This window comes from Nocardioides oceani (assembly GCF_030412965.1).
In the GTDB taxonomy this organism is placed as follows: Bacteria; Actinomycetota; Actinomycetes; order Propionibacteriales; family Nocardioidaceae; genus Nocardioides; species Nocardioides oceani.
In genome coordinates this window covers 397,363-420,286 of the sequence record NZ_JAUHJQ010000001.1, presented here as the reverse complement: position 1 = coordinate 420,286, position 22,924 = coordinate 397,363, and the positions used below count along the sequence as shown (strand labels likewise).

19 protein-coding genes and 1 tRNA gene are annotated in these 22,924 nt (G+C 71.8%); 14 read left to right on the top strand and 6 right to left on the bottom strand.

Annotation, left to right across the window (positions count from 1 at the left end):
• The first annotated feature begins 12 nt into the window (after positions 1-12).
• Genes nuoL through QWY28_RS02070 form a run of 4 tightly spaced genes read left to right on the top strand, consistent with a single transcriptional unit; the run spans position 13 to position 6,272 of the window.
• On the top strand, positions 13-1,947 hold the full coding sequence (nuoL, locus tag QWY28_RS02085; RefSeq protein ID WP_300950639.1) for an NADH-quinone oxidoreductase subunit L: 1,935 nt from the start codon (positions 13-15) through the stop codon (positions 1,945-1,947).
• Positions 1,944-3,641, top strand: coding sequence for an NADH-quinone oxidoreductase subunit M (locus QWY28_RS02080; protein ID WP_300950638.1), 1,698 nt, complete (start codon positions 1,944-1,946; stop codon positions 3,639-3,641). Before nuoL ends, QWY28_RS02080 begins: the two co-directional genes overlap by 4 nt.
• Before the next feature lies 1 nt (position 3,642).
• Positions 3,643-5,253, top strand: a complete 1,611-nt coding sequence (gene nuoN / locus QWY28_RS02075; protein ID WP_300950637.1) for an NADH-quinone oxidoreductase subunit NuoN — start codon at positions 3,643-3,645, stop codon at positions 5,251-5,253.
• Positions 5,250-6,272, top strand: a complete 1,023-nt coding sequence (locus QWY28_RS02070; RefSeq protein ID WP_300950636.1) for a polyprenyl synthetase family protein — start codon at positions 5,250-5,252, stop codon at positions 6,270-6,272. Before nuoN ends, QWY28_RS02070 begins: the two co-directional genes overlap by 4 nt.
• A gap of 251 nt (positions 6,273-6,523) precedes the next feature.
• Here the strand turns inward: QWY28_RS02070 and QWY28_RS02065 are convergent, their stop codons facing one another.
• Both QWY28_RS02065 and rarD read right to left on the bottom strand, forming a co-directional pair.
• Positions 6,524-8,596 (bottom strand): PhoX family protein, encoded by a 2,073-nt coding sequence (locus QWY28_RS02065; protein ID WP_300950635.1) that lies wholly within the window; start codon positions 8,594-8,596, stop codon positions 6,524-6,526.
• A gap of 101 nt (positions 8,597-8,697) precedes the next feature.
• The gene (rarD, locus tag QWY28_RS02060; protein ID WP_300950634.1) at positions 8,698-9,609 is read right to left on the bottom strand and encodes an EamA family transporter RarD; all 912 of its coding nucleotides are present in this window, start codon (positions 9,607-9,609) and stop codon (positions 8,698-8,700) included.
• Positions 9,610-9,700: 91 nt separating this feature from the next.
• Between rarD and QWY28_RS02055 the strand changes: the two genes are divergently transcribed.
• Positions 9,701-10,093, top strand: coding sequence for a hypothetical protein (locus tag QWY28_RS02055; protein WP_300950633.1), 393 nt, complete (start codon positions 9,701-9,703; stop codon positions 10,091-10,093).
• Positions 10,094-10,204: 111 nt separating this feature from the next.
• Here the strand turns inward: QWY28_RS02055 and QWY28_RS02050 are convergent, their stop codons facing one another.
• Together QWY28_RS02050 and QWY28_RS02045 are read right to left on the bottom strand one after the other, a co-directional pair.
• On the bottom strand, positions 10,205-11,329 hold the full coding sequence (locus tag QWY28_RS02050; RefSeq protein WP_300950632.1) for a 2-oxoacid:ferredoxin oxidoreductase subunit beta: 1,125 nt from the start codon (positions 11,327-11,329) through the stop codon (positions 10,205-10,207).
• Entirely contained in the window at positions 11,326-13,311 is a 1,986-nt protein-coding gene (locus QWY28_RS02045; protein ID WP_300950631.1) for a 2-oxoacid:acceptor oxidoreductase subunit alpha, read from the bottom strand. Before QWY28_RS02045 ends, QWY28_RS02050 begins: the two co-directional genes overlap by 4 nt.
• A gap of 293 nt (positions 13,312-13,604) precedes the next feature.
• On the opposite strand from QWY28_RS02045, the gene QWY28_RS02040 reads away from it, so the two are divergent.
• Genes QWY28_RS02040 through QWY28_RS02025 form a run of 4 tightly spaced genes read left to right on the top strand, consistent with a single transcriptional unit; the run spans position 13,605 to position 17,394 of the window.
• Positions 13,605-14,684 carry a sulfate ABC transporter substrate-binding protein gene (locus tag QWY28_RS02040; protein WP_300950630.1) on the top strand — a complete coding sequence of 360 codons (1,080 nt, stop codon included), beginning with the start codon at positions 13,605-13,607 and terminating at the stop codon, positions 14,682-14,684.
• Positions 14,685-14,715: 31 nt separating this feature from the next.
• The gene (gene cysT, locus QWY28_RS02035) at positions 14,716-15,555 is read left to right on the top strand and encodes a sulfate ABC transporter permease subunit CysT (RefSeq protein WP_300950629.1); all 840 of its coding nucleotides are present in this window, start codon (positions 14,716-14,718) and stop codon (positions 15,553-15,555) included.
• Positions 15,548-16,393 carry a sulfate ABC transporter permease gene (locus QWY28_RS02030; RefSeq protein ID WP_300950628.1) on the top strand — a complete coding sequence of 282 codons (846 nt, stop codon included), beginning with the start codon at positions 15,548-15,550 and terminating at the stop codon, positions 16,391-16,393. Before cysT ends, QWY28_RS02030 begins: the two co-directional genes overlap by 8 nt.
• Complete coding sequence (locus QWY28_RS02025) at positions 16,390-17,394, top strand: sulfate/molybdate ABC transporter ATP-binding protein (RefSeq protein ID WP_300950627.1); 1,005 nt, start codon at positions 16,390-16,392, stop codon at positions 17,392-17,394. Before QWY28_RS02030 ends, QWY28_RS02025 begins: the two co-directional genes overlap by 4 nt.
• 67 nt (positions 17,395-17,461) lie before the next feature.
• Here the strand turns inward: QWY28_RS02025 and QWY28_RS02020 are convergent, their stop codons facing one another.
• Positions 17,462-17,953: a YajQ family cyclic di-GMP-binding protein gene (locus QWY28_RS02020; RefSeq protein WP_300950626.1), complete on the bottom strand. Its 492-nt coding sequence runs from the start codon at positions 17,951-17,953 to the stop codon at positions 17,462-17,464.
• Between the two features lie 96 nt (positions 17,954-18,049).
• On the opposite strand from QWY28_RS02020, the gene QWY28_RS02015 reads away from it, so the two are divergent.
• Positions 18,050-18,131: transfer RNA gene (locus tag QWY28_RS02015), tRNA-Tyr, on the top strand.
• 60 nt (positions 18,132-18,191) lie between these two features.
• Here the strand turns inward: QWY28_RS02015 and QWY28_RS02010 are convergent.
• A complete protein-coding gene (locus QWY28_RS02010; RefSeq protein WP_300950625.1) occupies positions 18,192-18,902 on the bottom strand; it encodes a GntR family transcriptional regulator in 711 nt (236 codons plus the stop codon).
• Between the two features lie 182 nt (positions 18,903-19,084).
• Here QWY28_RS02010 and QWY28_RS02005 point away from each other — a divergent pair, with 182 nt between their 5' ends.
• From QWY28_RS02005 to QWY28_RS01990, 4 genes are read left to right on the top strand one after another with little or no spacing between them, the layout of a single operon-like run.
• Positions 19,085-20,062, top strand: a complete 978-nt coding sequence (locus QWY28_RS02005) for an isocitrate lyase/PEP mutase family protein (protein ID WP_300950624.1) — start codon at positions 19,085-19,087, stop codon at positions 20,060-20,062.
• Complete coding sequence (locus QWY28_RS02000) at positions 20,059-21,486, top strand: FAD-dependent oxidoreductase (RefSeq protein WP_300950623.1); 1,428 nt, start codon at positions 20,059-20,061, stop codon at positions 21,484-21,486. The genes QWY28_RS02005 and QWY28_RS02000 overlap by 4 nt, the downstream gene beginning before the upstream one ends.
• Positions 21,480-22,280, top strand: a complete 801-nt coding sequence (locus QWY28_RS01995; protein ID WP_300950622.1) for an SDR family NAD(P)-dependent oxidoreductase — start codon at positions 21,480-21,482, stop codon at positions 22,278-22,280. Before QWY28_RS02000 ends, QWY28_RS01995 begins: the two co-directional genes overlap by 7 nt.
• A gap of 59 nt (positions 22,281-22,339) precedes the next feature.
• Positions 22,340-22,921, top strand: a complete 582-nt coding sequence (locus QWY28_RS01990) for a cysteine hydrolase family protein (protein ID WP_300950621.1) — start codon at positions 22,340-22,342, stop codon at positions 22,919-22,921.
• Positions 22,922-22,924: the final 3 nt, after the last annotated feature.

The following is a 22,924-nucleotide window of genomic DNA, read 5'->3' as shown; positions in this document are numbered from 1 at the left end:
GGAAGAGAGCGGATGTACTCACTGTCCGAGGCCGCCCACCAGGTGCCGGTGATCGACCCGAGCGCCGCCGACGGCACCTTCTCGCTGCTCTGGCTGGTCATCGGCCTGCCCCTGATCGGCGCCGCCGTGCTGCTGCTCGGCGGCCGCGCCACCGACCGCTGGGGCCACTGGCTCGGGACGCTCGCGTCGGTCGGCTCCTTCGTGGTCAGCGTGCTGCTCTTCGTCGAGCTGAGGGGCCGCGAGGAGGCCGAGCGGTCGGTCACCCAGCACCTGTGGGACTGGATCGCCGTCGGTGACCTCGAGGTCGGGCTGGACCTGCTCTACGACCCGCTGTCGGCGCTGTTCCTGCTGCTGATCACCGGCGTCGGGTCGCTGATCCACGTCTACTCCATCGGCTACATGGAGCACGACCCTCGCCGGCGCCGGTTCTTCGCCTACCTCAACCTCTTCGTCGCCGCGATGCTCATGCTGGTGCTGGCCGAGAACTACGTCGGCCTGTTCCTCGGCTGGGAGGGCGTCGGCCTGGCGTCGTACCTGCTCATCGGGTTCTGGCAGCACAAGCACTCCGCGGCCGCCGCGGCGAAGAAGGCCTTCGTCATCAACCGCGTCGGCGACATCGGCATGGCGCTGGCCATCGCGCTGCTGTTCACCACGTTCGGGACCACGAGCTTCTCCGCGATCAGCGAGGTCTCCGGTGCCGCCGAGGAGGACACGCTCACCGCCGTCGGCCTGCTGCTCCTGCTCGCGGCCTGCGGCAAGTCCGCCCAGGTGCCGCTGCAGGCCTGGCTGCTGGACGCGATGGAGGGCCCGACCCCGGTCTCCGCGCTCATCCACGCCGCGACCATGGTCACCGCCGGCGTCTACCTCGTCGTCCGCTCGAACTTCATCTTCGAGCTCGCGCCGCACGCGCAGACCGTCGTCGTCGTGGTCGCCACCGTCACGCTGCTGTGGGGCGCGGTCATCGGCTGCGCCAAGGACGACATCAAGAAGGCGCTCGCCGGCTCCACGATGAGCCAGATCGGCTACATGATGCTCGGCGCCGGCCTCGGCGTCGCGGGCTACGCCTTCGCGATCTTCCACCTGATCACGCACGGCTTCTTCAAGGCCAACATGTTCCTCGGCGCCGGCTCGGTCATGCACGGCATGAACGACGACGTCGACATGCGGCGCTACGGCGCGCTGCGGCACGCGATGCCGGTGACCTTCCTGACCTTCGCGATGGGCTACCTCGCGATCATCGGGTTCCCCGGCTTCTCGGGCTTCTGGTCCAAGGACAAGATCATCGAGACCGCGCTGGCCGAGAACTGGGTCGTCGGCGTCCTCGCCCTGCTCGGCGCCGGCATCACCGGCTTCTACATGACCCGCCTCATGCTGCTGACCTTCCTGACCAGCAAGCGGTGGAAGGACGACGTGCACCCGCACGAGTCGCCCGCCGTGATGACCGTGCCGCTCATCGTGCTCGCGGCGCTCTCGGTGCTCGGCGGCGTGCTGCTGCTGGGCGACTGGATCGTCGAGTGGCTGGCCCCCGTGGTCGGCGAGGCGCCGCACCACGAGCCGCCGCTGCCGATCATCGTGATCACGCTGCTCACCGTCGCGGTCGTCGCCGTCGGCGTCGCGGCCGCCTGGTTCCTGGTCGGCCGCCGGGAGGTGCCGCTCACCCCGCCGCAGGACGTCTCCTTCGCGACGCGCGCGGCCCGGGCGGACGTCTACGGCGACGCGATCAACGACGTGCTCGTCGTGCGCCCCGGCGCCGCGACCGTCCGCGGCATCACCGCCGGCGACCGGACGCTGGTCGACGGTCTCTTCACCGGCGGGTCGAGCGGGGTCAAGGCGGTCGGCAACGTCCTGCGCCGGCTCCAGAACGGCTTCGTCCGCTCCTACGCCCTGTCCGTCCTCGGCGGCGTGCTCCTCGTCGTCCTCGCACTCCTGGCGGTGAACCTCGCATGAGCGATGTCCCCTGGCTCACCGTCCTGGTGGCCGTGCCCCTCGTCGGCGCGGTCGTCGTCGCCGCGCTGCCCCGCGCCGAGCTGGCCAAGCTGGTCGCGCTGCTGGTCTCGGTGCTGACCCTCGGGGTCGGCGTCGCGGTCGCGCTGCAGTACGAGCTCGGCGGCGGCATGCAGCTGACCGAGACCCACGACTGGATCGCCGCCTTCGGCGTCCACTACGCCCTGGGCGTCGACGGGCTCTCGCTGCTCATGGTCCTGCTGACCGTCGTGCTCGTGCCGATCGTGCTGGCCTACTCATGGACCCACGCCGACGAGGGCCGCGGCGCGAGCGGGTCGACCCGCTCGTTCTTCGCCTGGGCGCTGGCGCTCGAGGCGCTCTCGCTCGCGGTCTTCCTCGCCACCGACGTCTTCCTCTTCTACGTCGTCTTCGAGGCCACGCTGATCCCGGCGTACTTCCTCATCGGCGGCTTCGGCAAGGCCGGCCGCGGCGCCGCGGCCGTGAAGTTCCTGATGTTCCAGCTCGGCGGCGGCCTGGTGCTGCTCGGCTCGGTGATCGGGCTCTACGTCGTCTCCGCCCAGGCCGGCGAGCCGTCGTACCTCCACGCCGACCTCGCCGAGCTCGACCTCTCGACGTCCGCGGAGCGCTGGCTGCTCGCCGGTTTCCTCATCGCCTTCATCGTCAAGGCGCCGCTGTTCCCGCTGCACACCTGGCTCGCCGACACCACCGAGAAGGCGACGCCCGGGACCAGCGTGCTGCTGGTGTGCGTGCTGGACAAGATCGGCACCTACGGGATGCTGCGCTTCTGCCTCGAGCTGTTCCCCGAGGCGTCGCGCTGGGCGACGCCGCTCGTGGTCACCCTCGCGCTGATCTCGATCGTGTACGGCGCGCTGCTGGCGATCGGCCAGGACGACCTGCTGCGGCTGGTCGGCCTCACCTCGCTGAGCCACTTCGGCTTCATCACCCTCGGCATCTTCGTCTTCAGCAGCCAGGGCCAGAGCGGCGCGATCCTCTACATGGTCAACCACGGCCTCGGGACGGCCCTGCTGTTCCTCACCGCCGGCCACGTGATCGAGCGTCGGGGCACGTCCTCGATCAGCCGGATGGGCGGCATGGAGAAGCTGACGCCGGTCCTGGCCGGGCTGTTCCTGGTCGCCGGGCTGGCGACGCTCAGCCTCCCCGGCCTGAGCCCCTTCGTCTCCGAGCTGCTGGTCATCATCGCCGCGTTCGACTACCACTGGTGGGTGGGCGCGGTGGCCGTCACCGGCATCGTGCTGGCCGCGATCTACGTGCTGTGGATGTACCAGCGCGTGATGACCGGCCCCGGCCCGCTCGCCGCAGGCGCCGCCGGCGGCGCGGGCGAGCACGCCGACGACCCGGCTCGTCGCGAGCCCGCCGGGCACGGCACCGACGCGCCGACCGGCGGCACCGCGACCGCGACCGCGACCCGCCCCACCACCGGCACCACCGCGGGGAGCTCCACCGCCGTCGGCCCGCGCGACCTGCGTCCCCACGAGGTGGCGGTCCTGGCGCCCCTGGTCGCGGGGCTGGTGTTCCTCGGGTTCTACCCGATGCCGTTGTTCGACGTGGCCAACCCCTACGTCGAGGACCTGATGTCCCACGTCGGCGTCGAGGACGACGCCCCTGCCGTCCCGGAGGGGACGACGGTGGAGCACGCTGGAGAGGGAGCTCACTGAGATGGACTTCGTCAAGCCCACCATCGAGTACGCCGAGCTCGCCCCCCTCCTCATCGTCCTCGGCGGGGCCTGCCTCGGCGTGGTCGTCGAGGCGTTCGTGCCGCGCGAGCGGCGCCGCCTGGTGCAGGTGGCGCTGGCCGCCGTCGTGCTGGTCGCGGCGTTCGCCACCACGATCTGGGTCGCGACCGACCTCGCCGAGGTCGCCGACGGCGCCGCCCGCGGGCTGCTCGCCGCGGAGGGCACGATCGTCGTCGACGGCCCGACCGTCTTCCTGTGGGGCCTGGTCCTGCTGCTGTCCCTCGGCGGCGTCGCGCTGTTCGCCGAGCGCCGGCTGGAGGGCGGCGTCTCCGCGTTCGCCGGCCAGGCCGCAGCGCTGCCGGGCACCGAGGCGGAGCGCGAGGTCTCCACCCGCGGCTGGGAGCACACCGAGGTCTACCCGCTGCTGCTCTTCGCGGTCGGCGGCATGATGCTCTTCCCCGCCTCCAACGACCTGCTGACGATGTTCGTCGCGCTCGAGGTCCTCTCGCTGCCGCTCTACCTGCTGTGCGGCCTGGCCCGCCGGCGCCGCCTGCTGAGCCAGGAGGCCGCGCTCAAGTACTTCCTGCTCGGCGCCTTCTCCTCCGGGTTCTTCCTCTACGGCGTCGCGCTGGTCTACGGCTTCGCCGGCTCGATGCAGCTCGCGGCGATCGCCGAGGCCGTCCGCAACGACACCGAGAACCAGGGCCTGCTCCTGGTCGGCATGGGCATGCTCGCGGTCGGCCTGCTGTTCAAGGTCGGCGCGGCGCCGTTCCAGGGCTGGACCCCCGACGTCTACCAGGGCGCCCCGACCGCGGTCACGGCGTTCATGTCGGCCGCCACCAAGGTCGCGGCGTTCGGCGCGATCCTGCGGCTGTTCTACGTCGCCTTCGGCTCCGACCGGTGGAGCTGGCAGCCGATGATGTGGGCCGTCGCCATCCTCACCATGGTCGTCGGCGCGGTCGTCGCGGTCTCCCAGACCGACGTCAAGCGGATGCTCGCCTACTCCTCGGTCGCCCACACCGGCTTCCTGCTGACCGGTGTCCTGGGCGTGCAGGGCGCCGGCGAGCTGGCCGAGGGCCAGGTCACCTCGCTCCAGGCGGTGCTGTTCTACCTGACGACGTACGGCGTGGCGACGCTCGGCGCGTTCGCGGTCGTCACCCTCGTGCGCGACTCCAACGGCGAGGCCACCCACTTCGACCGGTGGGCCGGGCTCGGCCGGCGCTCGCCGTGGCTGGCCGCGGCGTTCGGGCTGTACCTGCTGTCGATGGCCGGGATCCCGCTGACGGCCGGCTTCGTCGGCAAGTGGGCCGTCTTCACGGTCGCGATGTCGGCCGGTGCCTGGCCGGTCGTGCTGACCGCGATCGCGTCGAGCATCATCGCGATCTTCTTCTACGTCCGCTACATCCGGATCATGTTCTTCGCCGAGCCCGAGGCCGGGCCCGACGGGCTGCCCGGCGAGGTCGCGTCGGTGACGACGCCCTCGCTGCTGACCTCCGCCACCATCGCGGTGGGAGTCCTCGCGACCGTTGTGATCGGCGTCGTGCCGGGCCCGGTTCTCGATCTCGCGGCCCGTGCGGGAGACTTCATCAGGTGAGCTCCCGAACGGCCGCGGGCACCTCGTCCGCGGGTCTGGCCCTGCCGGTCACCGACCCCGCCCTCGAGGCGCGCCTGCGCGAACGCATGGTCGAGGTCGAGAAGGCGCTCTACGCGCACGTGCAGAGCCGCTACCCGTACGTCACCGAGGCGGCGAGCCACCTGCTCGACGCCGGCGGCAAGCGGTTCCGGCCGCTGCTGGTCCTCCTCGCGGCCGAGGCCGGCCCGCACCCGCTGGCCGAGGAGGTGCTCACCGCGGCCTGCGTCGTGGAGATCACCCACGTCGGTTCGCTGTACCACGACGACGTCATGGACGAGGCCGCCCTGCGCCGCGGCGCGGACTCCGCGAACGCGCGCTGGGACAACCACGTCGCGATCCTGACCGGCGACTTCCTCTTCGCGCGGTCCTCCGAGCTCACCGCGCAGCTCGGGCCGGACGCCGTGCGGATCCAGGCCGAGACCTTCAGCCGGCTCGTCGAGGGCCAGATCCTCGAGACCGTCCCGCCCGGCGAGGGCGAGGACCCGCTGGCGCACTACCTCGACGTGGTCGCGGGCAAGACCGGCTCGCTCATCGCCACCTCCGCGCGCTACGGCGCCCGCTTCGGCGGCGCCTCGCCCGAGGTGGAGGAGGCGCTGACGGCGTACGGCGAGATCGTGGGCTCGGCCTTCCAGCTCTCCGACGACATCCTCGACATCGCCTCGGAGTCCGACGAGTCCGGCAAGACGCCCGGCACCGACCTCCGGGAGGGGGTCCCGACGCTGCCGGTGCTGATGGCGCGCGCCTCGACCGACCCGGCCGACGCCCGCCTGCTCGAGCTGCTCGACGCCGACCTCACCGACGACGCGCTGCACGCCGAGGCGCTGGACCTGATGCGCCGGCACCCCGCCCTCGCCGAGGCCCGGGCGTACGTCGTCGCCCGCGCCACCGAGGCCAAGGAGCTGCTCTCGGTGCTCCCCGAGGGCCCCGTCCGCGCCGCTCTCGAGGCGTTCGCCGACGTCGTGGCGGTCCGCTCCGCCTGACCCGGCCCGCTCCGGGGGAAGTCCGTCTTCGGGCGACACAAAAGCGCAATTGAACGATTGCGACGGGTTTCCGGGGTCTGCGGGCGACACAACCGCGCAATTGAACGATTGCGACGGGTCCTCGGGGTCTGCGGGCGACACAACCGCGCAATTGAACGATCGTCGACCGCGCGACGGCGGACCGGCCGCGGAGTCCCCCGGACGCCGAACGGGCCGGCCCCGGAGGGACCGGCCCGCTCGCGGGTGGGACGTCAGGCGTGCTTGTAGACCACCGCGATCGAGGGGCGCGGGAAGTCGTCGGTGTGCGGCCAGGTGCTCGCCGGGGCCTCGAAGGTGGCCCCGTCGATCTCGCCGGGGTGCTGGACCGCGACGAACAGCGAGCGGTCCTTGTCGGCGAGCAGCGGCCCGCAGGCCTCCGCGCCACGGGGCACGGTGACGAACTGCTCCACCTTGCCGCGGTCCGGACCGGCCGTCGGCACGCGGAAGATGCCGTCGTTGGAGCCCAGGACGTTGCCGTCGGTGGAGATCCAGAGGTTGCCTTCGGAGTCGAACGCGACGTTGTCCGGGCAGCTGATCGGGCTGACCTTCGACTTGTCGAAGCCGGCGAAGTAGGTCTCCTGCGCGGCCGGGTCGCCGCAGACGAGCATCAGGTCCCAGGTGAAGGTCGTCGTGGCGTGGTCGCCCCGGGCGGGGGTCACCTCGAGCACGTAGCCGTTGCGGTTGCCGGACTTCTGCTCCAGCGGCGCGCCCAGCGAGGGACGCGTCATCGAGGAGCCGACCGGGTTGGCCTCGTCGACCGGCAACGTGGCGGAGCCGCGGTTGGAGTTGTTGGTCAGGGCGACGTACACCTTGCCGTTGACCGGGTTCGGCTCGACGTCCTCGGGGCGGTCCATCCGGGTCGGGCCGACCTTGTCGGCGGCGAGGCGGGTGTCGATGAGGACGTCGGCGACGCTCATCCCCTCGACGTAGGACGTCGTGTCACTCGTGAGGCGGATCCACTCGCCGGTGCCGTCGTAGCCGTCCTCGGTGCCGTCGCCGACGAGCTTGGCGACGTACAGCGTGCCGTGCGTCAGCAGCGTCATGTTGTGCCGGCGGGCGGCGGCGCCCTCGCCCTTCTTCATCTTGTCGCGGGAGACGAACTTGTAGAGGTAGTCGCCGCGCTCGTCGTCACCCATGTACGCCACCGCGCGGCCGTCCTTGGCGATCGCGACGTTGGCGCCCTCGTGCTTGAACCGGCCGAGCATCGTGTGCTTGCGCGGGGTCGAGCGGGGGTCGCTCGGGTCGAGCTCGACGACCCAGCCGAAGCGGAACGGCTCGTGCGGCTCGGTGGTGAGGTCGAAGCGCGGGTCGACCGAGGACCAGCCGCGGCCCGCACCCGTGACGCCGATGCGCTTGTAGGAGTCGGCGTAGCGGGGGTCGAGGTCGCCGGAGGCGTCGAAGTACTGGTTGAAGTTCTCCTCGCCCGAGAGCACCGTGCCCCAGGGCGTCGTGCCACCGGCGCAGTTGTTGAGGGTGCCCATGACCGTGCGGCCCGCGGGGTCCGCGGTGGTCCGCAGGCGGGCGTCGCCGGCGGCCGGGCCGGTCATCGTGAAGGCGGTGCGGGCGCTGATCCGGCGGTTGTGCCGGGCGCGGGTGTGGTCGGCGCGGAGCCAGGAGCCGGGCGTGCGGCCGCGCACGATCTCCAGCACGGACATGCCGTGGCTGAGGATCTCGATCCGCTTCTGGGTGTCCTCGTCGTAGACGTCGGCGGGGAACATCAGGTTGGGGTCGGTGTACTCGTGGTTGACCACCAGGAGCGCGCGCGAGCCGCTGATCGGCAGCACGCCGACGTAGTCGCAGTTGTAGCCGAACTGCTGGGCCGCCGAGTCCGGGGTCTGCCGGCGGACGTCGAAGCGAGGGGCGCCCTTCTCGACCGGGTCGCCCCACCGGGCGACGACGTCGCTGCGGAAGCCCTCGGGGGTCACCAGCGCGTCGCGCCGGTTCGGCGGGACGGCACGGAACGCCGTGCGGCCGAGGTCGCCGGAGACGGCGGCGCGGGCCACGCCGGCCCGGGCCGTGGTCGGCTCCGCCGCGGCCGGGGTGGCGGCGAGACCGCCCAGGACGAGCGCGCCGGTCCCGACGGCCGCACCCTGCAGCACCGAGCGCCGGGCGACGGCCTTGCTGATCTCGTCGCGGACGTGGCCGTTGCCACTGGTGTTCGGGACCGGCTGGTCGCAGGCGTTGCCGCACCGGAACTGGCAGGTCAGGTGGCTGCGCGAGCCGTGCGGACCGCGGGGGGTCAGCAGGGGCAGCTGGGTGCGCGGGGCGCGGGGGAGGGTCGTCATGGCGCGGAGGCTAGGGACGGGCGGTGAGGCGACGGGGAGGTCGCGGGGAGCGGCCGGTGACGAGGAGGTGAACGCGTGGGGACCGCGCTCGCCGGGCGGGCTCAGGCGGCGGTGCTGGTCGTCGCGAGCAGGCGCAGCTGGCGGCGCCGGTGGTTGTTGGCCTCGACGGTGAAGATCACCAGCGCCAGCCAGACCAGCGCGAAGCCGGCCCAGCGCGCGGGCGGCATCGCCTCGTCGAAGACCGTCACGCCGAGCGCGAACTGGATCACCGGCGTGAGGTACTGCATCAGCCCCAGGGTCACCAGCGGGACCCGCGTCGCGGCGGCCCCGAACGCGATCAGCGGGACGGCGGTGACGATGCCGCTGCTCATCAGCAGCAGCGCGTGCCCGGTGCCGTGCTGCCCGAAGCCCGACGCGCCCGTGGCGACCAGCACGGCGACGTACGCCAGGGCCAGCGGGGCGACGACGGCGGTCTCCACCGCGAGGCTCTCGACCGCCCCGACGTCGGCGGTCTTCTTGGCCAGGCCGTAGGCGGCGAAGGAGAGGGCCAGGACGAGAGCGACGTACGGCGGGTGGCCGTAGTCGACGGTCAGCACGGCGACCGCCGCCGCCGCGACGCCGACCGCGCCCCACTGCGCCGGACGCAGCCGCTCGCCGAGGACGAAGACCCCGAGCAGGACGGTCACCAACGGGTTGACGAAGTAGCCCAGCGAGGCCTCGACGACCCGGTCGTTGGTGACGCCCCAGATGTAGGTGCCCCAGTTGACGGTGACGCTCAGGGCCGCGACGGTCAGCAGCAGCATGGTCCGCGGCGAGCGCAGCAGGTCCCGCACGTGCGGGACCCGGCCGAGCACGAGGACCAGCACGCCCATGGTGACCGCGGACCACAGGATCCGGTGGGCGAGCACCTCGACGGCCCCCGCCGGCTCGAGCAGGGGGAAGTAGAGCGGGAAGCCGCCCCAGACCGTGTAGGCCGCCAGGCCGAGCAGGAGACCTCGGCGCGCGTTCGACACCCGAGGAGGATAGGACCGGAGGGTTTGCCCACCGGGCGGCGGGGGCAGATGGGTGGTCACGTCACCGACCCTCCTGGAGGAGAGCCACCACATGCGCATGAACCGTCTCGTCGCCACCCTGATCGCGCTGGTCGTCACCGCCGCGACGCCCCTGGCCCTCGCGGCCCCGGCGACCGCCGCCGACAAGGTCAAGCGCGAGATCAGCGTCCAGGGCAAGGAGCCCAAGCCCAACAAGTTCTTCATCGTGGGCGAGGTGGTGACCGGGTCCTACCCGACGTCCAAGCTCGTCATGATGAAGAGGCCGGGCGGCTCGAAGAAGTGGACGACCTACTCGACCTTCAAGACCGACGCCAAGAGCAAGTTCCGCGTCCGCGTCGTCGGGCCGGGCCGCGGCAGCCAGAAGGTCTGCTACAAGGTCAAGGCTCCCTCGAGCGCCAAGTACAAGACCTCGTTCTCGCGGAGCCTGTGCATCGTCAAGCTCTGACACGGACGCCGGGCCGGCCCACCAGCCCCCGGAACAGCACGAAGGGTCCCCGCTCTCGGGCGGGGACCCTTCGTGCTTCGTGCGTCGCTGTGCTCGACGCGCGGGTGGCGCTCAGACGACCGTCCAGGTGTCGCCGGACCCGATGAGGGCGGCCAGCTTGTCGGTCGGTTCGCCGGGCGCGTCCTCCCGGGCAGTGGCGACCTGGGCGCGGGCCTGGTCGTCGTACGTCGGCCGCTCGACGGCGCGGAAGATGCCGATCGGCGCCTGGTGGAGGTAGTCGGCCGCGGTGAGCCGGCTGATCGCGAACGCCGTGGACGGGTCGGTCGCGTGGGCGTCGTGGACGAGGACCGCGGAGTCCTCGACGTCGGCGGCGAGGGCCACCTTGACCCCACCGGTGACGTGGTCGCGGACGACGACCTTGGAGCCGCGGCCGTCCTCGTCCGGGGCGCCGAAGCGGATCTGCTCGCCGTGGACGAGCGGGATGATCGCGTCGGCCTTGCCGTCCTTGAACTCGCCCTGGCCCTTGATCGCGTCGAACGCGCCGTCGTTGAAGATCGGGCAGTTCTGGTAGATCTCGACCAGCGACGTGCCGCGGTGGGCGGCGGCCGCGGAGAGCACCGAGGTGAGGTGCTTGCGGTCGGAGTCGATGGTGCGGGCGACGAAGGACGCCTCTGCGCCCAGCGCGAGCGAGACCGGGTTGAACGGGTGGTCGACCGAGCCCATCGGGGTGGACTTGGTGACCTTGCCGGGCTCCGAGGTGGGGGAGTACTGGCCCTTGGTCAGGCCGTAGATCCGGTTGTTGAACAGCAGGATCGTCATGTTGACGTTGCGGCGCAGCGCGTGGATCAGGTGGTTGCCGCCGATCGAGAGCGCGTCGCCGTCGCCGGTGACGACCCAGACCGAGAGGTCCTCGCGGGCGGTGGCGATGCCGGTGGCGATCGACGGCGCACGGCCGTGGATCGAGTGCATGCCGTAGGTGTCGAGGTAGTACGGGAAGCGGCTGGAGCAGCCGATGCCGGAGACGAAGACGATGTTCTCGCGGCGCAGCCCGAGGTCGGGCAGGAAGCCCTGGACGGCCTTGAGCACGGCGTAGTCACCGCAGCCGGGGCACCAGCGGACCTCCTGGTCGGAGGTGTACTCCTTGCCGGTCTGGGGCTGGTCGTTGGTCGGCACCAGCTCCACGCCCGAGCGCAGGCCCGGGAAGGGCAGCTCGGTGCCGGACGAGAGGGCGGTCATCGGGAGATCTCCTCCGCAGTGTGGGGGTCGTTCGTGGTGGACAGGTCGACGGTGATCCCCTCGGCCTCGGCGACGAGGTTGCCGATGGCCTCGGCCAGCTCGGCCGCCTTCAGGGGCAGGCCCCGGACGTGGTTGTAGCCGATGGCGTCGACGAGGTACTTCGCGCGCAGCAGCATCGAGAGCTGCCCGAGGTTCATCTCGGGGACGAGCACCTTGTCGTAGCGCTTCAGGATCTCCCCGAGGTCCTTCGGGAAGGGGTTGAGGTGGCGCAGGTGGACCTGCGCGACGTCGTACCCGGCCTTGCGGACCCGGCGTACGCCGGCGCCGATCGGGCCGTAGGTCGAGCCCCAGCCGAGCACGAGCACCTTCGCGCGGCCCGAGGGGTCGTCGACGGTAAGCGGCGGCAGCGACTCCGCGATCCGGTCGACCTTCGCCTGGCGGGTGCGGACCATGAAGTCGTGGTTGGCCGGGTCGTAGGAGATGTTGCCGTGGCCCTCGCCCTTCTCCAGCCCGCCGATGCGGTGCTCGAGGCCGGGGGTGCCGGGCACCGCCCAGGGACGGGCCAGGGTCTCCTCGTCGCGGAGGTAGGGCCAGAAGTCGCGCTCCTCCTCGGTGACCGTGCCGTCCTCGGCGGTCGCGGCCGGCTTGACCACGTGGTTGCGCTCGGTGGCGAAGTTCGGCTCGATGACCGGCAGGTCGGTGATCTCGGGGATGCGCCACGGCTCGGAGCCGTTGGCGAGGTAGCCGTCGGAGAGCAGCATCACCGGCGTGCGGTAGGTGACCGCGATCCGGGCCGCCTCGAGGGCGGCGTCGAAGCAGTCGCCCGGGGACTGCGGCGCGACGATCGGCATCGGCGCCTCGCCGTTGCGGCCGAACATCGCCTGCAGCAGGTCGGCCTGCTCGGTCTTGGTGGGCAGGCCGGTCGAGGGACCGCCGCGCTGGACGTCGACCACGACGAGCGGGAGCTCGGTCATGATCGCCAGGCCGATCGCCTCGGACTTCAGCGCGATGCCGGGTCCAGAGGTGGTGGTCACGCCGAGGTGGCCGGCGAAGGAGGCGCCGATCGCGGCGCCGACGCCGGCGATCTCGTCCTCGGCCTGCAGCGTGGTCACGCCGAACGCCTTGTGCTTGCTGAGCTCGTGGAGGATGTCGGAGGCCGGGGTGATCGGGTAGGACCCCAGGAAGACCGGCAGGCCCGACTGCACGCCGGCCGCGACCAGGCCGTAGGCCAGCGCGAGGTTGCCGGAGATGTTGCGGTAGGTGCCGGCCGAGACCGGCGCCGGCTTGATCTCGTAGGAGACCGCGAAGGTCTCCGTGGTCTCGCCGAAGTTCCAGCCGGCCTTGAACGCCGTGATGTTGGCGTCCCGGATCGCCGGGACCTTCGCGAACCGCTTGGTGAGGAACGCGATCGTCGACTCGGTCGGGCGGCCGTACATCCACGACAGCAGGCCGAGCGCGAACATGTTCTTGGCCCGCGCCGCGTCCTTGCGCGACAGCCCGAACTCCTTGACCGCCGCGACCGTCATCCCGGTCAGGTCGACCGGGTGCACCGCGAAGTCGCCCAGCGGGTCGTTGGCGTCCCCGAGCAGGTCCAGCGGGTTCGCGTCGTACCCCGCCTTGGTGAGGTTGCGCGCGCTGAAGTCGTGGGTGTCGACGATGATCGACGCGCCGCGCGGCAGGTCGGGCAGGTTCGCCTTGAGCGCTGCCGGGTTCATCGCCACCAGCACGTCCGGGGCGTCGCCCGCGGTGAGGATGTCGTGGTCGGCGAAGTGCACCTGGAACGACGAGACGCCGGGCAGCGTGCCCTGAGGGGCGCGGATCTCGGCGGGGAAGTTCGGCAGGGTCACCAGGTCGTTGCCGAAGACCGCCGACTCCTGGGTGAACCGGTCCCCGGTCAGCTGCATGCCGTCACCGGAGTCGCCGGCGAACCGGATGATCACCCGGTCGAGCTGCTTGACCTGCTTCTGTACCTGGCTGGACACCTCGCGCCCACTTCCTTGCGTGTATTTCGGACGACGCTCGTCCATTGATGGAGTCGATCGTAGGGCTCAACGAACAGAACTGGAACACGTTCCAGTTCTGGGTGTGACGCCGCGACCTCTCCACGATAGAGACCGCACGAGCGCATCCGAAGTCGTCTCCGGTCGTGGACCCGGACCAGACCAGTGAGTCGCGACACAGCGGACCTAACCGATGTTTCTGAGTTAAGTGCCCTAGAGTCCTCGACATAAGCAACAGACCCGGATTCGCCGGGCCGGAAGAAAGTCGGGACGACATGAAGATCAAGGTTGCCGCGGCAGGTGTCGCCGCGGGGGTGCTGGCCTTGGGACTGGCTGCCTGCGGTGGAGACGCCGACGGGGCGTCGGACAGCAACACCATCAGCATCGTCGGCTTCGCGGTCCCGGAGGCGGCGAACAAGGCCATCGCCGAGGAGTTCGGCAAGACCGAGGCCGGTGACGGCGTCGAGTTCAAGACGTCGTACGGCCCCTCGGGCGACCAGAGCCGCGCGGTCGAGGGCGGCCTGGACGCCGACTACGTCCACTTCTCCGTCGCGACCGACGTCGACCGCCTCGTCGAGGCCGACCTCGTCGACCCGGCCTGGAACCAGAACGAGACCAAGGGCATCGTCTCCACGTCGGTCGTCGTGCTCGGCGTCCGCGAGGGCAACCCGCTGGACATCCAGGGCTGGGACGACCTGGTGAAGCCCGGTGTCGGCATCGTCACGGCCAACCCGGCCTCGTCGGGCGCCGCGCGCTGGAACGCGCTGGCCGCCTGGGGGCACGTCACCGAGAACGGCGGCTCGGAGGAGGAGGCGACCGCGTTCGTCGACAAGCTCTTCGCGAACGTCGTCTCGCTGACCAACTCCGGTCGCGACGCCACGACCAGCTTCCTGCAGGGCAACGGCGACGTGCTGCTGGCCTACGAGAACGAGGCGATCCTGGCCGCGCAGAACGGCGAGGGCTTCGAGTACGTCATCCCCGAGACGACCATGCTCATCGAGAACCCCGGCGCCGTGCTGGAGGAGGCGGCCCCGGTCGCCCAGGACTGGCTGGACTTCGTGCTGTCCGAGGACGGCCAGCGCCAGTTCGCGCTCACCGGCTTCCGGCCGGTCAACACCGCCGAGCCCGGCACCGTCGACTGGGCGGCCGTCGGTCTCGAGCCGGCCGACATCGAGGGCGCCCCGAACCCCGAGGACCCGTTCCCCGCGGTCCCCAACCTGCTGACGCTGGACGGGAACTTCGGCGGCGGTGACTGGAGCGGCGTGGCGGACAAGCTGTTCGGCGACGGCGAGGACGGCAACCCGCTCGGGATCGTCACCGAGGCCATCGCGAAGTCCGGCAAGGCCAGCTCGTAGCGGCGACCGCGGGACGACAGGACAGGGTGCCATGACTGTCGCGCTCGAGGCTCGGCCGGGACGCTCCCGGCCGAGCCTGGTCGGCCACAACCTCACCATGGCGTCCGGGATCGGTCTCGGCGTCTCCATGCTCTGGTTCAGCCTGCTCGTGCTCATCCCCCTCGCCGCCGTGATGGTGACGGCGTCCTCGGGCGGCTGGGCGGAGTTCTGGCGGAGCATCACCAACGACCAGACGGCGGCGGCCATCCGGCTGACCGTCACGGCGGCCGCGGTCGTCACGCTCGCGAACATCGTCACCGGCACCGCCATCGCGTGGGTGCTGGTCCGCGACAGGTTCCCCGGCAAGGGGCTCCTCGAGCTGGTCATCGACATCCCGTTCGCGCTGCCCACGATCGTCGCGGGCCTGGTCCTGCTCTCGCTCTACGGCAACGACAGCCCGCTCGGGCTCCACCTGGCGAACACCGAGTGGTCGATCTACCTGGCGTTCCTCTTCGTGACGCTGCCGTTCGTCGTCCGCATGGTGCAGCCGGTGCTCGAGGAGCTCGACCTGGAGGTGGAGGAGGCCGCGGCCTCGCTCGGCGCGAGCCGCGCCACGATCTTCCGCCGGGTCGTGCTGCCGAGCCTCGCGCCGGCGATCGCGGCGGGCGCGGCTCTGTCCTTCGCTCGCGCGGTGGGGGAGTACGGCTCGCTGGTGCTGCTGTCGGGCAACCTGCCCTTCGAGTCCGAGGTCACCTCGGTGCGCATCCTCAGCGCGATCGAGAACGACAACCAGGCGGCCGCGACGTCTATCGCGGCGGTGCTGCTGGTGATCTCGCTGCTCGTGATCGTCGCGCTCGACGTGCTCCAGCGACGGGTGGCCCGCCGTGGCTGAGACACGACGCGCCGCCGCCGGCCCGGCGACGTACCTCCTGCGGGTCTTCGTCATCGCCTACCTGGTGCTGCTGGTCGCCTGGCCGGTCGTGCTGGTGGGGACGAACACGTTCGCGAACGGCACCCAGGCGCTCACCGACGTCTTCGCCGACCCCGACATGGTCGCCGCGCTGCGGCTCTCGGCGATCGCCGCCGTCGTCGCGACGGTGATCAACACCGTCTTCGGCGTCACCATCTCGATGCTGCTGGTGCGCAAGCAGTTCCCCGGCAAGCGGGTGCTGAGCGCGCTGATCGACCTGCCGCTGTCGGTCTCGCCGATCGTCGTCGGCCTCGCGCTGATGCTGGTGTACGGCGGCCGCAACGGCTGGTTCGGCCCGACGGTCGAGGACTGGGGGCTGCAGGTCGTCTTCGCGACACCGGGCATCGTCCTGGCCACCGCGTTCGTGTCCCTGCCCCTGGTCATCCGCGAGGTCGTGCCCGTGCTGCACGAGCTCGGCACCGAGCAGGAGCAGGCCGCGCAGAGCCTGGGCGCGAGCGGCTGGCAGACCTTCTGGCGGATCACCCTGCCGAGCATCAAGTGGGCGGTCATCTACGGCGTCGTGCTGACGCTGGCCCGCTCCCTGGGCGAGTTCGGCGCGGTCAAGGTCGTCTCGGGCAACGTCCTGGGCGAGACCAGGACCGCGACCCTGGCGGTCGAGGAGAGGTACCTCAACTTCGACCAGGAGGGGGCCTACGCCGTGGCGTTCCTCCTCGCCAGCGTCTCCGTCCTCGCCATCCTCGTGGTCTTCGTGCTGCGCGCACGCGGGACCCGTCACCGTGCGTTCGAAAGGCAGTCATGAGCATCGACGTGTCAGGCGTCAACAAGCGCTACGGCGACTTCGTCGCCCTGCAGGACATCAACCTCTCCCTGCCCACCGGCCAGCTCACGGCTCTCCTCGGCCCGAGCGGCGGCGGCAAGACCACGCTGCTGCGCATCATCGCGGGCCTCGAGACCGCCGACTCCGGGTCGGTCGTGATCGAGGGCGTCGAGGCCACCCGGCTGCCCGTGCAGAAGCGGAACGTGGGCTTCGTCTTCCAGCACTACGCGGCGTTCAAGCACCTCTCGGTCGCGCGCAACGTCGCCTTCGGCCTGGAGATCCGCAAGAAGCCGAAGGCCGAGATCCGGGCCAAGGTCGACGAGCTGCTCCAGCTGGTCCACCTCGACGCGTTCGCCGACCGCCTGCCGTCCCAGCTCTCGGGTGGGCAGCGGCAACGCATGGCGCTGGCGCGGGCGCTCGCGATCGAGCCCAGCGTGCTGCTGCTCGACGAGCCGTTCGGCGCGCTCGACGCCAAGGTGCGCAAGGAGCTGCGCGACTGGCTGCGCCGCCTCCACGACGAGGTCCACGTGACGACGGTGTTCGTGACCCACGACCAGGAGGAGGCGCTCGAGGTCGCCGACGAGATCGTCGTGGTCAACGAGGGTCGCGTCGAGCAGGTCGGCAGCCCCGACCAGCTCTACGACGAGCCGGCCAACGACTTCGTCATGGGCTTCCTCGGCGAGGTCACCACGCTCGGCGACCTCCGGCTGCGGCCGCACGACATCGAGGTCACCACCTCGCCCGCACCCGCTGCCACGCAGGGCACCGTCACCCGCGCGCTGCGGGTGGGGTTCGAGGTCCGGGTCACGGTCTCCGTGCCGGACCAGGACGTGCCGGTCACCGTCGTGATGACCCGGACCCACGCCCGTGCGCTCCGGCTCGAGGCGGGGTCGGCCGTCTGGCTGGTCGCCGCCGAGGGTGCGACCGCCGTGACCAGCTCCCGCCCCTCCGCCCGTCCGTCCGTCGAACCGGTCGCGGGCTGACCCAGACCGGGCGTCCGCCCGAGCCGTGCACCCGGCTCGGGCGGGCGTCCACCCTCCGGCGTACCGGTCAGCGGTAGTTGGTGAACTGCACCGCGAAGTCGTAGTCCTGCTGCTTGACCAGCGCGATGATCGCCTGCAGGTCGTCGCGCTTCTTCGACGACACCCGCAGCTCGTCGCCCTGGATCTGCGCCTTGACGCCCTTGGGGCCCTCGTCGCGGATGAGCTTGGAGATCTTCTTGGCGTCCTCGGAGGAGATGCCCTCCTTGAGGGTCACGGTGATCTTCGAGACCTGCCCCGACGGGCGCGGCTCGGAGGCGTCGAGGACCTTCAACGAGACGTCGCGCTTGACGAGCTTGCCCTTGAACACGTCGAGCACGGCGCTGGCCCGGTCGTCGGCGGACGCGCTGATCTCGATGACCTGCTCGCCCTGCCACTCGATGCTCGCGCCGGTCCCCTTGAAGTCGAACCGGGTCGCGATCTCGCGCGCGGTCTGGCCCAGCGCGTTGTCCACCTCCTGGCGGTCGATCTTGCTGACGATGTCGAACGACGAGTCGGCCATCTGTCCCTCCCGGTGACGTTTTTTCCTGGCGTTGGTGCTGCGCTATTGTTTCGCCTCGTCGTCACCATGGGCCAATCGCCCGCGGCGCGACATCCCGGCAGGTTGCCCGAGCGGCCAATGGGAGCGGACTGTAAATCCGTCGGCTTTGCCTTCGAAGGTTCGAATCCTTCACCTGCCACGCCGGGATGGAAGGCCCCGCACAGGACTCTGTGCGGGGCCTTCCGCGTTCCCCGCGTCGTCAGGGGGCGGGCGCCTGGAGCCGCTGCGCGGCGTTCTCGAGCGCGGCCCGGAGATGGCTCTCCATCAGCTCCGCGGCGCCGGCGGCGTCCCGGGCCAGGACCCGCGCGACGACCGCCGCGTGCTCGTCGTAGGCAGCGCGGGCGCGCCGGGGGTCGTGCGCCGACCGGGCGCGGGCGAGGTGGAGCCGGGCATGGGTCTCGCGCACCTGCGTCAGCAGCGCCTCGTTCCGGGCCAGGGAGACGACGCGGGCGTGGAAGTCGAGGTCGGCGGGGTAGGGCTCGTCGGAACGGCGCTCGAGGATGGCCCTGGTGCGGGCCAGGTCGGCGTCCAGGCCGGCGAGCTGCTCGTCGCTCGCGCGCTCGACGCCGAGCCGCACGGCGTAGGTCTCGACCGCGATCCGCAGCTCGTAGAGGTCCCGCAGGTCGCTCGGCGACACGGTGCGGACGTAGGCACCCTTGTGGGTCACGACCGTGAGCAGCCCCTCGGCGGCGAGCCGCGAGACGGCCTCGCGCAGCGGGCCCCGGCTGATGCCGAGGGAGTCGGCGAGGGCTACCTCGTTGAGGCGCTCACCGGCCTCGAACCGGCCGCCGAGGACCATCTCCCGCAGCTCGCGCTCGGCGAGGGCCGCGATCGTCGTGCGCCCCTTGTGGATCCGCTCGGACGCCGACCCCGTGCCCCCGTCGGCGCTCGCGCGCCGTGCTGCCGCCATGGGCGGACCGTAGCAATGGCAGCGGTGCCACAGAGTGGAATGACAACTGTTGACAGTTGTGCGTCGCGGGCCGACGCTCTCGGCGGTGGTCGGACAGCCGGCCGCCGGGGACCCGCCCCGGGAACCGCTGCAGGAGCGGTCCCGGGAGCCGGCCCGATGACACCGGACCCGAGGAGACGCCCGTGCCCGAGCCGCGCTGGTCGGCCGACCTGACGAGCACCCTCCCCGCCGTCGGGCGGGGCAGGAGCGCCGCCGAGAAGCGGCAGGCCCTGCGCGACGCGCTGGCCGAGGCCGTGCCCGCCCCGGGGCGGGTCGCCGAGCCGCTCGTGCTCCCCGGTGTGACCGACGCCCTCGGCGCCCGGTTGGTCGAGGAGGCGGGGTTCCCGGCGGCGTACGCGACGGGGGCGGGGCTGGCCAACGCCGGCCACGGCGTGCCGGACATCGGGCTGCTCTCGCAGACCGAGGTAGTCGACGCCGCGGCTCGTGTCGCGGACGCGACCGCGCTGCCGCTCGTCGTCGACGCCGACACCGGGTTCGGCGGTCCGCTGGTGGCCATGCGGACCGTCCGGCTGCTGGAGCGGGCCGGGGCAGCCGCGGTGCAGCTGGAGGACCAGGAGATGCCCAAGCGGTGTGGTCACTTCGACCACCACCAGCTCATCCCGCTCGGCCACATGCAGACCAAGATCGCGGCGGCCTGCGACGCCCGCACCGACGAGGGCCTGGTGGTCCTGGCCCGCACCGACGCCCGGTCCGCGGAGGGGATCGACGAGGCGATCGAACGGGCCCTCGCCTACCGCGAGGCGGGCGCGGACGTGCTGTTCGTGGAGGCGCCGCGGACCGTCGAGGAGCTGGAGCTCGTCGGGCGCGAGCTCGCCGGCGTCCCCCTCGTGGTCAACGTGGTCGAGGGCGGGAGGACGCCGCAGCTGACGCTCGAGGAGTACGCCGGGCTGGGCTTCGGCGTGGTGCTCTTCGCCAACTACCTGATGCGGTCCATGCACCTCGCCGGGCGCGAGGCGCTCGCGCACCTGCGGGAGCACGGGGAGACCGCGTCGCGGGCCGATCGCATGGTCGGCTGGAGCGAGCGGCAGCAGCTCTTCCGCCTGCCGGAGTTCACGGCCGCGGAGACCCTGCTCGACCGGTCCTGGGAGGACCTGCGGTGACCGGCGCGATCCCGGGGCTGCCCCTCGAGACCGAGCTGCCCGAGCGGGTCGGCGTCCTGGTCGTCGGGGCCGGTCTCGCCGGGTGCGCCGCGCTGCTCGCGGCCGCCGAGGCCGGGCAGTACGCCGTGCTCATCGAGAAGACCGACGCGATCGGCGGGTCGACGGTGAAGTCGGCCGGGCTCTCGGCGTTCGCGGGCACCGACGAGCAGACCGAGCAGGGCATCGAGGACTCCGTCGACCTGCTCCGCGCCGACCTGCTCGAGGTCGGCCGGCACCGCAACGACCCCCGGCTGGTGGACCTCTACTGCGAGCACCAGCTGGAGACCTACCGCTGGCTCAAGCGCCACGGCGTCGCGTACGGGGAGATCCACGCCGCCTCCGGGCAGTCGGTGCCGCGCAGCCACCCCACCGACACCACGGCGATGCTGGTGCACCTCCTGCGCGCCGCCGGCCGCTCCGGCGCCCGCCTGCTGCTGGGCACCGCCGCCCAGCGGCTGGTCCGCGACGGCGAGCGCGGGCGCGTCCTCGGCGTCGACGTCGTCGGCCCCGACGGCGAGCACCGCCGGGTCCTGGCCGACGCGGTGGTGCTGGCCACCGGCGGGTTCTCCCAGGACCCCGAGCTGCTCGCGACCTTCGCCCCGCAGATGGCGAACGCGCTGACCGCCGGCGGCGCCGGCAACCGGGGCGACGGGCTGAAGATGGGACTGGCCGTGGGCGCCGGCCTGCGGGACACGCCGTACATCAAGGGCACCTACGGCCACTACGCCGAGCCGCACCCCGACGAGGACGGCACCGGGATCCTCGCGGTCTACAAGGGCGCCATCGCTGTGAACGCGCTGGGGCGCCGGTTCGTCGACGAGTCCAGCAACTACAAGGAGATCGGCGACGCCGCGCTGGCGCAGCCCGGGGTGCGGACCTGGCAGGTCTTCGACGCCCGCACGATGGCGATGTCCAACGACGAGGTCCCGATCTACGAGTTCGCCGGCCGCGAGCGGGCCGGGATGCTCGTGCGGGCCGACAGCGTCGCGGAGCTCGAGACCGCGCTCGGGTTGCCGGAGGGTTCCCTGCAGCGGACGGTGGCGGACTACAACGACGCGATCGAGGACGGGCGGCCCGACCCGCTCGGGCGGCGCCACCTGTCCGGGGCGGTGGGGGAGCTGTTCCCCCTCGCCCAGCCGCCGTTCTACGCCCACCCGACCGGGACCGTCGTGCTGGCGACGTACTGCGGGCTCACCGTCGACACCCGGATGCGGGTTTCCGACTGGTGGCACGAACCGATCGACAGGCTCTACGCCGTCGGGGAGGTTGTGGGCGGCTTCCACGGCGCCGGCTACATGACCGGCACCTCGATCGGCAAGGCGGCCGTGTTCGGCCGCTTGGCCGGGCAGCACGCGGCGGCAGAGGAGAGCGAGCTCGCATGGTGAACCCCTTCGCCCTCGACGGCCAGGTGGCCCTGGTCGTCGGTGCCGCGCACGGCGGCCTCGGCGCGGTCGCCGCCCGGACCCTCCGGGACGCTGGAGCCACGCTCGCCGTCGCCGACCTCGCCGGGCGCCGGGAGGACCTGCGGGCGACCGCCGCCGCCACGGACGCGAGCGAGCACGAGGTCGACGTGACCGACGAGCCGTCGGTCGCCGCACTCCTCGCCGCGGTCCGCGCCGAGCACGGGCGGGTCGACGTCGTCGTGAACGCCGCCGGGATCATGCTGCGCAAGCCCTACGACGAGACGACCCTCGAGGAGTTCGAGCGGGTCGTCCGGGTCAACCTCACCGGCACCTGGCTGGTTGGTCGCGAGGCGGGCCGCGTGATGACGGCGCAGCTGGCCGAGGACCGGGCGCGGGGTGCGTCCGACGCCCCCGCCGGCCGGATCGTCAACCTGACCACGGTCTACGCCGAGCGGGTCGGGCCGGTCCCGGAGTCGGCGTACTACAGCTCCAAGGCGGGCGTGGTGAACGTGACCCGCAGCCTCGCCCAGGAGCTCGGCCACCTCGGCATCACGGTGAACTGCCTGGCCCCCGGGGTCTTCTACCCCACCCAGATGACCGCGGCGCTCGGCGAGCAGCCCGAGCGGCTCGCCTGGTTCGCCGAGCGCACCATGCTCGGCCGGCTCGGCGACCCCGACCGGGACCTCGCCGGACCGCTGCTCCTCCTGGCCGCGCCGGCCTCGTCGTACCTGACCGGACAGGTCCTGTACGTCGACGGCGGCTGGTCGGCCTGGTGACCACCCCCCGACCTGCACGCCCCCTGCACCGCCCCACCGGACGAGACGAAGGAACCACGATGACCAAGGCACTGCTCATGCTCGACTACCAGGTCGCGCTCTGCGAGGAGGGTCCCCACCTCAAGGCCCCGCCGCTGCAGGCGCAGGTCGCCGAGCGCGACGTGCTCGCCACCGCCGAGCGGGTGCTCGGGGCGGCGCGGGAGGCGGGCGTGCTCGTCGTCCACGTGCGGCTCGCGTTCGACCCCTCCTACAAGCTGCGCACCAACCGGCTCCCGCGCTTCGACCCCTACGAGGTCAACCGGGTGATGCTGGCGGACTCCCCGGAGGCGCAGATCGTCAAGGCACTCGCGCCGGTGGACGGTGAGCCGGTGGTCGACAAGGGGTGCGTCGACCCGTTCATCGGCACCCCGCTGCGCGACCTGCTCGCCGCCGAGGGCGTCACCGAGGTCGTCCTCGGCGGCGTGGCCACCAACCTGGTCGTCGAGTCGGCGGCCCGGCACGCCTCCGACAGCGGCCTCCAGGTCACGGTCGTCGAGGACATGTGCGCCTCCTTCGCACCCGAGCTGCACGACTTCGCGATGGAGAAGGTCATGCCGCTGTTCGGTGCCGTCACCACCTCCGCCGCGCTCACCTTCGCCTGACCC

Coding starts and splice junctions, on each gene's coding strand:
- nuoL (WP_300950639.1), top strand. CDS start 13: ATGTACTCACTGTCCGAGGCCGCCCACCAGGTGCCGGTGATCGACCCG.
- QWY28_RS02080 (WP_300950638.1), top strand. CDS start 1,944: ATGAGCGATGTCCCCTGGCTCACCGTCCTGGTGGCCGTGCCCCTCGTC.
- nuoN (WP_300950637.1), top strand. CDS start 3,643: ATGGACTTCGTCAAGCCCACCATCGAGTACGCCGAGCTCGCCCCCCTC.
- QWY28_RS02065 (WP_300950635.1), bottom strand. CDS start 8,596: ATGACGACCCTCCCCCGCGCCCCGCGCACCCAGCTGCCCCTGCTGACC.
- QWY28_RS02055 (WP_300950633.1), top strand. CDS start 9,701: ATGCGCATGAACCGTCTCGTCGCCACCCTGATCGCGCTGGTCGTCACC.
- QWY28_RS02050 (WP_300950632.1), bottom strand. CDS start 11,329: ATGACCGCCCTCTCGTCCGGCACCGAGCTGCCCTTCCCGGGCCTGCGC.
- QWY28_RS02040 (WP_300950630.1), top strand. CDS start 13,605: ATGAAGATCAAGGTTGCCGCGGCAGGTGTCGCCGCGGGGGTGCTGGCC.
- cysT (WP_300950629.1), top strand. CDS start 14,716: ATGACTGTCGCGCTCGAGGCTCGGCCGGGACGCTCCCGGCCGAGCCTG.
- QWY28_RS02025 (WP_300950627.1), top strand. CDS start 16,390: ATGAGCATCGACGTGTCAGGCGTCAACAAGCGCTACGGCGACTTCGTC.
- QWY28_RS02020 (WP_300950626.1), bottom strand. CDS start 17,953: ATGGCCGACTCGTCGTTCGACATCGTCAGCAAGATCGACCGCCAGGAG.
- QWY28_RS02010 (WP_300950625.1), bottom strand. CDS start 18,902: ATGGCGGCAGCACGGCGCGCGAGCGCCGACGGGGGCACGGGGTCGGCG.
- QWY28_RS01995 (WP_300950622.1), top strand. CDS start 21,480: ATGGTGAACCCCTTCGCCCTCGACGGCCAGGTGGCCCTGGTCGTCGGT.
- QWY28_RS01990 (WP_300950621.1), top strand. CDS start 22,340: ATGACCAAGGCACTGCTCATGCTCGACTACCAGGTCGCGCTCTGCGAG.